Raw genomic sequence first — 12,084 nt, forward strand, 5'->3', positions numbered from 1 at the left:
TCAGGCCTCTTCCAATGCGTAGAGCTTTACACCCGAGACCACGCGGGTCAGCGTGCCCTGCCCTTCAAACGGATTGTCGACGTTGAAGCCAAGCTGATTGGACCATGCCACGCCCAGCCACTGGGCAATGAGTACAGTGAGGACGGACATCCAGCCATCCTCCAGTTTGCATGGAATATGCACATCTGCCTTGGCGGAGTTGCCGATGGTCACCACGGTTTGCTCGCCAAACTGTGCCTTCACCTCATCTGCCAGATCTTCGTCATAGCGGCGGGAGTGCAAGTTATTGGAGAGAAACACGAAGACCTTGGTCTGGTCATCAACGAACGACTTTGGCCCATGCCGGAAGCCAAGAGAGCTGTCCCAGATAGATGGGATTTTGCCCGCGGCCAGTTCCATCACCTTCAGCGCACTTTCACGGGCAACGAAGGCCAGAGGGCCGGACCCCACGAACACAGCACGCTGCGGGATGGTGAGTTTGCCCACCAGCTGATCCGCCTCTGCAAGCACGATTTCAGCTGCGTGGCTGATCTCATTCATGTTGGCGGCGAACTCTTCTGGTGTTTCCTGTCCAAACACAGCCATGGCCGTCAAGATCATGGTGGTGAAGCTGGAGGTCATAGCGAAGCCGCTGTCGTGGCATTCGTCCGGCAGCACAATCACACGCTGGCTGGCCTGTGAGGCAGGCTGGCGGGTTGCCAGAGCACTGTCCTTGTTGCAGGTGATGTTCAGCCGTGGCGCTTCCGGAAAGATTGCGTCCAGCAAGTCCAGTGTGCCAATGGACTCGGTGGAGTTGCCGGAACGACCGAAGGAAACGACCAGTGGGATCACACCGTTGCGTTTGAACGCGTGCGGTGCACTGACCAGATCAGTTGAAGGAACCGAACGCATTGGCAACACGGAGGTTGCGTCCAGCGCTCTGCACAGAAGGTCGCCAATATAGGCTGATGTGCCTGCCCCGCAGAACCAGACTTCCGTGGCGCCTGAGTTGGCGACCCACTCGCTCAGGTCACTGAGGCGGGTAGAAAACTCCTGCCCCCAGCTTACCCAGATTTGCGGTTGCGCCTGAATTTCGCGCGTAGTTGCCCATTTGGTCAGACCGACCATCGCAGCATTCCTTCATAAAATCAAATAGTTACAGTAACCTTAGAAAGTGTTTCCGGTAGGTCTGGATCCAGACCCAACTGGAGAGCAATTTCCAAAATCACTGGGTACAATGCACGCAGCAGCATGGCGGAGCTTGCCGCAGGAGTAAGGCCCTGCGCACCAACGGTTTCTGGTGTCAGGCGGAAAACATTTGCGCCGACGGAGCGGAACCGCTCTTCGGCAAGGCTCAGGCTCTGGTTGCTGACCTCTTCTCCCGTATCCAAAATGAGGACACAGAGCGGTTTGGTGGCCAATTGCAGCGGACCGTGCAGCACCTCAGCCGCTGAGTACGCCTCGGCATGAATGGCCGTGGTTTCCTTCAGCTTCAGCGCCACTTCATGGGCAGCACCGAACCCGCATCCGCGCCCGATGACATAGACGTGCGGGGTGGATTTTACGGCCTCGATAATCTGGTCAGCCTGCTCCAGTTTGGCCTCAGCGCTGGCCAACATGGCCTTTGCTGCTGCTTCACAGGCTTTGGCGTAATCCGGTTTGAGCGCTGCCAGAAGAGCCATTCCGGCAGCGATGGTGCAGATGACTGTTTTTGTGGCAGGAACGGCTTGTTCCAGCCCTGCTTTGATATCGACAAAGGCATCCGCTTCGGCTGCCAACGGAGAGCCGGGTGTGTTGGTAATGGCGAGCGTGTTACCGCCCGCATTCTTGAACCCGATTGCAGCGCTGATCAGATCTTTACTTCCCCCGGATTGAGAGAAAATAAGCGCGCCAGCATTGCCCAGCTGCAATCCATTCCCCAGGCTGAACACAGAGGGCGGCAAGGTTGTTACCGGCTTTTGCAGTTCAGCCATCAGTTCATAGGAGATCAGGTTGGCGGCAGCGTCTGAGCTTCCACGCGCAATGGTGTAAAACGCGTCGAGCTTGTCCAGAGCTGCTGCTTTGACACTTGCTGAAAGGTCCTGAAGCACGCCTTCAGCAAATGCCGGAATTGCCTGATCGATCTCAGCACGCATGTACGCGCCGGGGAGTTTGGTCACTGTATTGATTCCATCTTTTTTGTTGTTGCTGCGGTTCCCCGCAGGTCGAAACTGTCAAATTTTTCCCAATAGGAGGTCAGATCCACGACCTGACCGGTGGTGCGCGCCTGATCCAGCGCCAGTGCGGCAACGCCTGCTTCCAGTGCGTCCACGACGGAAACTGGCAGGCTGTCCATTTCACCGCGCAGGTAAGCGCAGAGGTCCTGACACATCATGTCGTCAGCGCCGTAGTGCGCACCGGGACGGTCAATGGACTTGGTGTAATCTTCGTCCACCAATGTGCCACGGGTATGAGCATCGGTGACTTTCAGATAACCGCGCACGAAGTCGCCTTCCGCCATGCCTTTGGTGCCAATCACGCAGAACCGGCGGTGTTCGTCCGGCACGTTGATGTTGGTGTGGAAGGCCATGGTGGCGCCGCTCTCGTATTCGAGGATTGCGGTCTGGTGATCGACGATATCGCCATCGGAGAGGAACGGATCTTCCGCAGCTTCCCAAATGGACTCCTTCACGTGATACACCTGCGTATCTGCATCTTTTGCCGGTGCATTGCTCGGAACAAAGGATTTTCTGCCGCCAAAACTGGCGACGCGGGTTGGGCGTGAGCCGGTGACCATGTTGTAAATGTCGAGGTCGTGGCAGCATTTTTCCAGCATGAAGCCCCCGGAGTATTTCTCATGGCGACGCCAATCCCGCATGAAGAAGGCCCCATGATAGGGCGCGATATGCTCGTTGGCCTCAATAGACACCACATCGCCAATCTGCCCTGCAGCCTGTGCGGCACGCAGGTCTCTTGCGTGCTGGGCATAGCGGAGGACCAGACCGATGAGCACCTGATCTGCACCGTACTTTGAGAGCAGTTCTGCCAGTTCCATGGTCTCTTCCATGGAGATCACGACAGGCTTTTCAGCGAACATGCGGATGCCAGCTTCCAGCCCCAGACGGATGTGCTCCAGATGCATGTGGTTTGGAGAGCTGACGAACAACAGGTCTGCTTTCTCACCCGCCAACATCTCTTCCAGCGTGTCGTAAGGCTTGATGGCCTCGTGATTTTTGAGGCGCTCAATCTGGTGCGGTTTGGGGTCTACATAGGCCACCACTTCCGCTTCATCCATATGTGCCTGCAGTCTTTCCAGAACGCTGACAGCCCGCAAACCCAAACCAACAACGATGATACGCATGTGTTTCTCCTATGCGAGTTCGAGCGCGCCAAGACGCTGCTGTGCAAGCCCATCTGCATCAAAGACGTAGGCATCTTCTGGCTTGACGTTGAGTTTAATGGTTGTGCCTTCCGGTATTTCCGCCATACCCGGCAGCGATGCGCAGAAAGCGTTGTCGCCATTGACTTTGCCATAGGCGATGGAATGGGCACCGAGGCGCTCCAGTACCTCCACGTGCATGGCGATTGGACCGTTATCATCCAGCTGCATGTGCTCAGGGCGGATGCCAATTTCGACATTGTCGCCTGCTTTGATGTTCTGACATGCAACAGGCAGGCTCATGAGGCCGCCATCTTGCAGCTGCACGTGCAACATGCGGTCTTCCACACGGCTGACCATGGCGGATACGAAGTTCATTTTGGGATGGCCGATGAAGCCTGCCACAAACTTGTTGCGCGGGTGTAGGTAGAGGTCCATCGGGGTGCCGCACTGCTCCACCACACCACCGTTGAGCACCACGATGCGGTCAGCCATGGTCATGGCTTCCACCTGATCGTGGGTTACGTAAATCATTGTGGTATCGAGGCTTTTGTGGAGCTTGGAGAGTTCCACGCGCATGTCCCCGCGCAGCGCTGCATCAAGGTTTGAGAGCGGCTCATCAAACAGGAACACTTTGGGATTGCGAACGATAGACCGGCCAATGGCAACACGCTGGCGCTGACCACCGGAGAGCTGACCGGGCTTGTGCTCCAGGCGCTCTTCCAATTGCAGAATGGCAGCGGCTTTATGGACACGGTCCTTGATCTCGTCTTCCGGGCGTTTGGCAACGCGCAGTGGGAAGGCGATGTTTTCAAAAACTGAGAGGTGAGGATAGAGCGCGTAGCTCTGGAACACCATGGAGATTCCGCGATCAATGGGGTGGTCGTCGGAAACATCTTTGCCATCAATGAAGATGGACCCTTCGGAGGCTATTTCCAAACCTGCCACGATGCGCAACAAAGTTGTTTTTCCGCAGCCAGAGGGGCCAACGAAGACGACGAACTCCTTGTCCTCAATGGACAGGTTGACGTCCTTCAATACGGTTGTTGGTCCAAATGATTTTACGATGTTTTGTAGCTGAAGCGTGGCCATAATATTCGTCTTCTCGCGCTTGATAACGGGGAGAGGCTGCGGGCAGCCTCTCCGGGTTTTGCTTACTTGAACTCTTCGAGTTCTTCAGCGGCGATTGCCACCAGGTTTTCAGCAGTATCGTCCTTCAGGATGATGCCCTGAATCATGGAGTTGATGGTTGTCTGCATCGCTTTGTAATCAACAAAGAGAGGCTCTGGACCGCCGGTTGGGATGGAGTCTACGAAGACCGCCCAGTATGGATCGTCCTTGTAGAATGGCTTTTCCCAGCCAAGTTCTTCGTACTTAAGGATTGGTGTCAGACCCCAACCGTCCGGACTGTCCAGCGTGTACTGAGATTCACCGGAGGTCATCATGCGTGCGAATTCCATCGCCAGTTCTTCGTGGCCGGAGCCTTTGAACACTGCGAGGGAGTCGGTGATCAGAAGCGTACCACTCACACCGTTTGGACCAGCTGGGATTGGTGCAACCTCGGTGGTGATGCCTTCCTTGTGCTGACCGCGCGCCCATGGACCATCGATGTACATGCCGACTTTGTTGTCGTTGAACAGATCACGGACCTGCGTGCGTTCAAATGCGGTTGGACCGTCCTGTGCAACGTCGACCAGCTTGCCGTAGAACTTCAGAGTTTCCAGAGTGTTCTGGGAGTTCAGCGTGATTTCGTTGGTGGATGGATCAATCACCTGACCACCATTGGAATACAGATAGTTCAGGAACTGGTGCATGGTGTTGTCGAAGTCTTTACCGGCCAGACCGACACCTGCTTTTCCGGTTTTGTCCTTGATCGCCTTTGCAGCGGTGTACATCTCATCCCAGGTCTTAGGTGCTTCACAAGCAAGACCGGCTTCTTCGAAGATGTCACAGTTCAGGAACAGACCCTTGGTGGAAAATGCCCGTGGGAAGCCCCAGAACTTGTCGCGATAGCTCACGGTATTCAGCACGCCCGGCTGATACGCTTTCTGCTGATCTTCGGAGATCTTCACGTCAACAACCAGGTTGTTGTCTGCCAGCTGCTTGAGTGTGCGCGAGCCCATGTAAGAAACGGATGGCGGGCTGCCAGCGGATGCAAGCTTCAGAGACTTATCCTGACAGGTGCCCCATGGAAGGCTTTCCATGTTGACGGTGTTGCCCGGGAATTTTTCCTCAAACGCTGCGATAACCTTGCGATCCTGATCCAAGCCGTTGTCCCCACAACGGATGAAGTGCAGTTCTGCTGATTGTGCAGCTGATGCGCCCATTAGTGCGGCTGCGCTTGCAGCCATTGCGAATAGCAGTTTAGTCCTCATGGTTTCTCCTCCCAGTAACCAATGCTATTTTGAAAATGTCACTCCTTGATCGCACCAGCTGTGAGGCCGGCCACCAAGTAGCGTTGTAAAAATAAGAAAATTACGAGTACGGGCAGTATTCCAACAATGCTTGCTGCCATCATCTGGTTCCATTTGACTGACTGGTAGCCAATGAACTCGAGGATGCCCGCTGGCAGAGGCATAAACTCCTTGACGCTGTTAAAGGTGATCGCGAACAGGAACTGCTGTGCGTAGGCTGACAGGAACACAGCCACACCCACCACGATGAGACCGGGAACCGCCAGAGGCAGAACCACACGGCGCAGGGTGTACAGACGGCTTGCACCATCCATGAACGCTGCTTCTTCCAGTTCGCGCGGGATTTTTTCCAGATAGGATTTCAGAAGCCAGATGCCCATTGGCAGCAGAAAGGCTGCACCCGGAACAATCATGGCGAAGTAGGTGTTCAGCAGACCGTAATTTCTCAGGAGCTTGTACAGCGGAATAAGCAGAACCGCGCCTGAGAACATGTTGACCGCCAGAAAGATGCCAAGGCTGACAGACTTGCCTTTGAAGTCAAACCGGGCATAGGCGTAGGCGGCTGGAATGATGAACGCCAGAGACAGAGCTGTCACCGACAGTGAAATCAGCATGCTGTTTGCGATGTAACGCGGCAGCATTGGCACTGTCTCCCACATCTGGGAGTAGGCTCTGAACGAGAAGTCATCTGACCAGAACTGATAGGGCGAGCGGAACAGGTGCTCCAGTGGCCGCAGTGAGGTCATGAACATTTCGAAGAACGGCAACAGAATGAAGCCAAGGAAAATCGCCACGCAGAAGTAGAGAAATACTTTATGTGGCAGCGAGTAACGATCCATCATTTTAGGCTGCCTCGAAACGTTTTTTGATCTGGTGAAGCGCAAACAGGTAGACCAGTGAGAACACGCTGAGCAGTGTCACCACGATCACAGCACGTGCAGCCCCCTGCCCGAACTTGAAGTTTGCGATGGCCATTTTGTAGGTGTCGATGATCAGCGTAGTGGTTGCGCTGCGTGGTCCGCCTTCGGTCAAAATCCAGATGATTTCGAAGGAGTTGAAGGTCCAGATCACGGAAAGGATCGACATGGTAATGATCACCGGCAGGATCTGCGGAATGGTGATGCGGCGGAAGCGATACCAACGGGATGCCCCATCCACGTAAGCAGCTTCATACAGATCACGCGGCACGCCCTGCATGGCTGCCAGCATGAAGATGGTCACCATTGGCAGACCGACCCAGACATCGGTGATCACAGCGGAATAGAACGCGCTGTTTTTGTAGGCCAGGAACTCGAATGGCCCATCCAGCACGCCAACATATTGCAGCACACCAGAGATGATGCCGAAGTGGCCGTTGTAGAGCCACAGCCAGCCGAAACAGCCGATCGCGACCGGAACGATCCATGGTGGCATGACCAGCATGCGGAACAATGCCCGACCTGGGATCGCCGCGTTGAGCAACGTTGCACCGATCAGACCAAAAATGATTTTGAATGAGACAGACAGGAACATCCAATAGAACGTTCTGGAAATCGTCTGACTGAATTTGCGACTGCTGAGCAGCTTTTCGTAGTTGGCGGTGCCGATATAAGCCTCACCGCCAATGTTGGCGTTGGTGAAGGACAAGCGGATTGTCTCAACCAGCGGCCATGCCACGATAAGGATCAGATAAATTGCTGCCGGAGCAATCAAAAGCCATGCAAAGGTTGCTTCTGAGCGGAAGATCCGCTTGAGCACACCTTGTTTTGTTTTTCCCGAACCGCTGCGCTCGCCCTGATAAGGCAGCAGGTCCCCAGACGCATGTGTCATGCGCTCTCCCCAATTCCCAAAGGTGATCGGTTGTACCTCGCCGCTTGCGTCTTGTTATCGCCAGGGAGACGAACTGCGTGTTTATTTGCGAGTTGCCAAAATAATACCAAAACAAATCCATTTGTCTACCATTTCACTACCTCCTGTGAAATATTTCTGATTAACACCAAAAAAGCCCTAGATTTCAGGGAAATCGCGCGGGGAAAAGCCTCGATAATTTCATTGGTATTCTATCGGTATTGTTTTGCATTGGTATCGAAAAGGTATTATAGGTAATACGGATTCATCATGAAGACGAGCAGAATGAGCGCACAAGAAGACACCCATACCGATCTGTTCTCAACGACATCCTGGCAGCAAAGGAGTGGCGGTCCACGCTACCTGCAGCTGTACCGGCACCTTGAATCCGCCATTAAAGATGGACGGTTAGCGGCGGCAACGACGCTGCCTGCCGAGCGGGAGTTGGCGACACTGACCGGGCTGTCTCGCGTGACGATTCGTAAAGCGATTTCGCAACTGGTCGTGGATGGTTTGGTGATTCAGCGCCGAGGCTCCGGTTCCTATGTGGCGCCTCAGATGAAGCGTATGGAGCAGTCTCTTTCTGCACTGACCAGCTTTACCGAGGACATGCAGCGGCGCGGGAAGACGTCTTCCTCGGAGACCTTGTCCTGCGGTATCTACCTGCCTTCGCCGGAAGAGATTGTTGCGCTTGGCCTACCTTCTGATGGGCAGGTTTCGCGGATTACCCGCTTGCGCCGTGCGGATGGTATCCCTCTGGCGATCGAGACCAGTTCGCTCTCGACAGAGTTTGTTCCTGATCCGTCTCGGATTGAAACCTCGCTTTATGAGAAGCTGTCTTTGGAAGGTATGCGTCCGTCGCGGGCGATCCAGCGTATTTCTGCTTGCAAGCTCACAGAGGAACAAGCAGCTCTGCTCGAAGTTTCTGAGGGAGATGCTGCGCTTTACATCGACCGTACAGCGTACCTGCCCAGTGGGCGGGTGATCGAGCTGACCACGGGTGTTTATCGCGGCGATATCTATGATTTTGTTGCTGAGTTGCGCAACGCCTAAAGCATTTCGCGTTTTAGCTGAAACAGGTGAACTGCTTTAGTTTTTGCTTTGCGTATCTTTATCCGAAAACCGGCATCCACTTTTCGGCGATACGAGTAAGATGCAAAAAAGACCCGCGGCCAAGGTTTGGAGCGGGTCTCTTGCTGTTTAGTCTCTCACATCCTGACGCCAGCCGATAGCCGAGAACAGCTTGCCGTAGCAGGCGGCTTTTTGCGTGATCTGTTCTGCATCCGGTTTGTTGACGCGGGTGGCCCAGCCGATTTCTGAAATGCCCAGAATGCGCGGCGCCATCATGCTTTCCATATTGGCATCCCGCAGCACAACCTCCGACCACAAGCAACCTTGCGCGCCGATGATCTTGCCTTCCAGCTCTGGCTCATTTTCCGGTACCGGATCCCAGTTGACGCTATCAGCAAGGCTGGTGATGCCAGCCCAGTTGAGGCCGATCTCATTGAACTCGCCTGATGGTGCAATATCCCAGTAGGCATGGGCCGCTGGTGTCATGACAACGGAGTAGCCTTTGCGAGCGGCTTCGAGCCCCGGTCCCTGCTGGGTCCACGAGAACAGGATGGCATCGTTGTTGATGCCGCCATTCGCACCTTTGGCTGCTTCCTCCCACGCGGCGGGACGTACACCCAGCGAGCTGACGTAGGAGCCCAGTTTGTCCATCATCCAACCCTGTACGTCATCAGCGGTCTCTAACCCCTGCTCTACCTTTAGCTGTTCAATGGCCGGTGATTTGGTCCATGCCGCTGGCGGACGTTCATCACATCCCAGATGGAGATGCGCGAACGGAAAGATGCCGGAGACTTCTTTGGCCAGCGCCTCCATATAGGTCCATGCTTCCGGTAAGGCCGGGTTGATGGTGTTGTTCAGGTAACCGTGAACGGAGACCTCGTTGCTTTCATCGGCAGCTTCACGCAGTTCCGGGTGGATCTGGAGCACTGCCCAGGAATGAGCGGGAATCTCGATCTCTGGCAGAACTTCGATATGCAGTGCTTTGGCGTGCTCCACCAGTCGCTTTGCAAAGGCCTTGGAATAGGTGCCGCCTTGCGGGCCATCCGCAGCACCGTAGATGCCAGGCACAACACGGCCCTCACCGCGCATGCCGGATTTCTTCCAGAGCTCCGGATAGCTTTCCACCTCCAGACGGAAGGCCTCATCATCGCAGAAATGCCAATGGAAGCGGTTGAGCTTGAACAGGGACATCATGTCCACCAGTCGCAACAGGTTTTCCGGCTCGTAGTAATGGCGAGCGCAATCCAGATGCTGACCGCGCCATTCGAAGCGAGGGGCATCCGTTATCTGTCCGCATGGAATAGTGCCGCCGTAGATCAGCTTGAGATTAAGAAGCGTGATCGCGCCATAAAAAGCGCCTGCTGCTGCGGATGCTGTGAGTGTGATGCCTTCTGGTGAGATTGACAGCTCGTAAGCGTCTTCTGCCAAATCAGTGCTTCTGGCGAAGTAGAGCGGAATGCCGTCTTCAGCGAGGAACGGGCCGATGTTGTTGCGCTCGGCCAAGGCTTCCACGGCGTCTGTGCTATCCGCCTCACCTTCCGTATCCCATGAACGGTCGAGCTTGTAGCCAGTGCTAACATCCAGCGTCTGACCAGTGGGCTGCCAGCTTTGCGGGGCTGGCACGAGCATCAGCTCATCGGAGGCAGGATCGGCTTGTTGGTCAGGTAGCTTGGTGGTGAAAGCCTGATCAAGACCTCGTGGGTCAATCTGCACGGGCAAAATACTGCCGTCTTCCATACGAAGGTAAGCGCCTTTGGGCAACCAGCTGCGGTTGGACGGGTTCATGTTGCTCTTATATTTGAGCGTGAACGCCAGCGCCTGTCCTGTTCCCAGCTTGTCATTGTCGAACTGCAGCTCAATGTAGCCTGCTGTCATGCGGTGGATGCTGGCGCCTTCGAGCACTTCGCACGGGGCAAGCATGCTGAAGCAGAGTGTGTAGTTGGAGATTGGTGCATCGCATTTGGCGGAGAGGATGCAGCTGACCTGCCGGTCCGCCGTTCTCCATGTTTCCATTCTGATTGCAGTATCAGCACAGGCAGCAGCTTCCATGCTCACGACTCCTCACCAATTTCAGGATGTAGCAGTGAGCCTGCCGAGGCTATGGGAGGCCAGAACGCATGCTCTAACTGCTTGAATTTGCGAATGTCCCTGTCAGAAATCCAAGTTTCATTTCTTGAAGAACAGGCGCTAGCATAGCTTCTATTTGGCTGGCGCTGTCAACACCTTGCCCTGCAAATAAAATCAGAATTCTGAATTGGTATTACAATCAAGATGAGCAGAAGGTTACTTTAATTTGCTCAAATGAAAGCTATTTTTCAGTGGGTCTTCACGAAGTATCTTGGTTGCATAGCGTGTTGACTACACTGCGGTTTTGCTCGTGTCCTGCGAGGTGCTTTTTCGGCATGCACACGGTGCTGCTCGGGAAGAGCGGCAGCTGATCAGGTATGCAGGCTACCTGCAAAATTCTAGGACCAGTTATTCAGGGGCAGCGTTCACCTCTTCTCTCCTGCAGGCTCATTTGCAGCTGTGTAACGGTTCTGTCCTATGATTTACGAGAATGTTTGAGTTGACCGCAAGAGGCCAATGATGATGGACCGCAAGACCGTAATGACCCGCGACGGCGTGGAGCTTTCCTACCTCACTGGAGGGCAAGGACGGCCTGTTCTGTTGCTGGGTGGCTGGAGCCAAACCGCGACTGTGTGGGCAGGACAGTTTGCAGACTTCTGCCAGAGCCATAAGGTCTATGCTCTCGATAACCGGGGCCATGGGGAGTCACAAAGGCCTTCTGACGGCTACCGAATCCAGAGGTTTGCCAAGGATCTGTTTGATGTGGTGGAGGCTCTGGACCTTCGTGATTTCGATGCGGTTGGGCATTCTCTGTCCGTTGCAATGCTTTGGGCTTATCAGGATATGTTCGGCACTGATCGCCCTGCACGCCGTATGGTTTTTATCGACGAACCCGCTGCCCTCATGGCAAGGCCTTCCTGGACGGAACAGGAAATCAAAGAGGCCGGTTCTATCCACCCCACCCTGGACGCACTTGATGAGATGGTGCGCTCTATTCGCGAGACGCGCAGCATTGAGGATCACCTTGCTCTTATTGGCGGGATGTTCTCAAACAAGGTCAGTGATGCCACTTTGCGCGAGTTGGCTGCGGAGAACCTGAAACTGCCCCGCGATCACGCGGCAGACCTTATTGAAAACCTGATGGTGCAGGACTGGCGCGCGCTTCTGCCCAACATTCCCCAGCCTACTCTGGTGTTCACTGGTGAACTCAGCTGGCATCCTCTGGCCTCACAACAATTTATTGCAGACACCATGCCCAATGCTTCTTTGGAGGTCTTCAGCGAGGCTGAAGGCGGTTCTCACTTCCTAATGTTCGAAAACCCAGCGCTCTTCAATAAGAAGGCTCTGAGTTTTCTGAGTGGGTAATCC

Annotated in this window: 10 protein-coding genes; 2 read left to right on the top strand and 8 right to left on the bottom strand. The window is 54.8% G+C overall.

Going from position 1 to position 12,084, the window contains the following annotated elements; all coding sequences use genetic code 11:
- From PJE062_RS22315 to PJE062_RS22345, 7 genes are all read right to left on the bottom strand, one after another.
- Window positions 1-1,107: an SIS domain-containing protein gene (locus PJE062_RS22315; RefSeq protein ID WP_008552150.1), complete on the bottom strand. Its 1,107-nt coding sequence runs from the start codon at window positions 1,105-1,107 to the stop codon at window positions 1-3.
- A 20-nt stretch (window positions 1,108-1,127) separates the two neighbouring features.
- Window positions 1,128-2,138 carry an SIS domain-containing protein gene (locus PJE062_RS22320; protein WP_008552211.1) on the bottom strand — a complete coding sequence of 337 codons (1,011 nt, stop codon included), beginning with the start codon at window positions 2,136-2,138 and terminating at the stop codon, window positions 1,128-1,130.
- Window positions 2,135-3,319 carry a Gfo/Idh/MocA family protein gene (locus PJE062_RS22325; RefSeq protein WP_008552165.1) on the bottom strand — a complete coding sequence of 395 codons (1,185 nt, stop codon included), beginning with the start codon at window positions 3,317-3,319 and terminating at the stop codon, window positions 2,135-2,137. Before PJE062_RS22325 ends, PJE062_RS22320 begins: the two co-directional genes overlap by 4 nt.
- A 9-nt stretch (window positions 3,320-3,328) precedes the next feature.
- On the bottom strand, window positions 3,329-4,429 hold the full coding sequence (locus PJE062_RS22330) for an ABC transporter ATP-binding protein (protein WP_008552251.1): 1,101 nt from the start codon (window positions 4,427-4,429) through the stop codon (window positions 3,329-3,331).
- A gap of 62 nt (window positions 4,430-4,491) precedes the next feature.
- On the bottom strand, window positions 4,492-5,712 hold the full coding sequence (locus PJE062_RS22335; RefSeq protein ID WP_008552078.1) for a sugar ABC transporter substrate-binding protein: 1,221 nt from the start codon (window positions 5,710-5,712) through the stop codon (window positions 4,492-4,494).
- Between the two features lie 38 nt (window positions 5,713-5,750).
- Window positions 5,751-6,593, bottom strand: coding sequence for a carbohydrate ABC transporter permease (locus PJE062_RS22340; RefSeq protein ID WP_008552242.1), 843 nt, complete (start codon window positions 6,591-6,593; stop codon window positions 5,751-5,753).
- 1 nt (window position 6,594) lies between these two features.
- Window positions 6,595-7,560, bottom strand: coding sequence for a carbohydrate ABC transporter permease (locus tag PJE062_RS22345; RefSeq protein ID WP_008552137.1), 966 nt, complete (start codon window positions 7,558-7,560; stop codon window positions 6,595-6,597).
- A 288-nt stretch (window positions 7,561-7,848) separates the two neighbouring features.
- On the opposite strand from PJE062_RS22345, the gene PJE062_RS22350 reads away from it, so the two are divergent.
- Window positions 7,849-8,631 (top strand): GntR family transcriptional regulator, encoded by a 783-nt coding sequence (locus PJE062_RS22350; protein ID WP_014284167.1) that lies wholly within the window; start codon window positions 7,849-7,851, stop codon window positions 8,629-8,631.
- 147 nt (window positions 8,632-8,778) lie between these two features.
- On the opposite strand, the gene PJE062_RS22355 is transcribed toward PJE062_RS22350, so the two are convergent.
- Window positions 8,779-10,698: a beta-N-acetylhexosaminidase gene (locus tag PJE062_RS22355; RefSeq protein ID WP_008552187.1), complete on the bottom strand. Its 1,920-nt coding sequence runs from the start codon at window positions 10,696-10,698 to the stop codon at window positions 8,779-8,781.
- A 537-nt stretch (window positions 10,699-11,235) separates the two neighbouring features.
- On the opposite strand from PJE062_RS22355, the gene PJE062_RS22360 reads away from it, so the two are divergent.
- Complete coding sequence (locus PJE062_RS22360; RefSeq protein WP_008552127.1) at window positions 11,236-12,081, top strand: alpha/beta fold hydrolase; 846 nt, start codon at window positions 11,236-11,238, stop codon at window positions 12,079-12,081.
- The last annotated feature ends 3 nt before the right edge of the window (window positions 12,082-12,084 follow it).

The organism is Pseudovibrio sp. JE062, from assembly GCF_000156235.1.
GTDB lineage: Bacteria > Pseudomonadota > Alphaproteobacteria > Rhizobiales > Stappiaceae > Pseudovibrio.

Excerpts from the sequence above, each read along its gene's own strand:
- PJE062_RS22315 (WP_008552150.1), bottom strand. The coding sequence starts at position 1,107 with ATGGTCGGTCTGACCAAATGGGCAACTACGCGCGAAATTCAGGCGCAA.
- PJE062_RS22325 (WP_008552165.1), bottom strand. The coding sequence starts at position 3,319 with ATGCGTATCATCGTTGTTGGTTTGGGTTTGCGGGCTGTCAGCGTTCTG.
- PJE062_RS22330 (WP_008552251.1), bottom strand. The coding sequence starts at position 4,429 with ATGGCCACGCTTCAGCTACAAAACATCGTAAAATCATTTGGACCAACA.
- PJE062_RS22335 (WP_008552078.1), bottom strand. The coding sequence starts at position 5,712 with ATGAGGACTAAACTGCTATTCGCAATGGCTGCAAGCGCAGCCGCACTA.
- PJE062_RS22340 (WP_008552242.1), bottom strand. The coding sequence starts at position 6,593 with ATGATGGATCGTTACTCGCTGCCACATAAAGTATTTCTCTACTTCTGC.
- PJE062_RS22345 (WP_008552137.1), bottom strand. The coding sequence starts at position 7,560 with ATGACACATGCGTCTGGGGACCTGCTGCCTTATCAGGGCGAGCGCAGC.
- PJE062_RS22350 (WP_014284167.1), top strand. The coding sequence starts at position 7,849 with ATGAAGACGAGCAGAATGAGCGCACAAGAAGACACCCATACCGATCTG.
- PJE062_RS22355 (WP_008552187.1), bottom strand. The coding sequence starts at position 10,698 with ATGGAAGCTGCTGCCTGTGCTGATACTGCAATCAGAATGGAAACATGG.
- PJE062_RS22360 (WP_008552127.1), top strand. The coding sequence starts at position 11,236 with ATGATGGACCGCAAGACCGTAATGACCCGCGACGGCGTGGAGCTTTCC.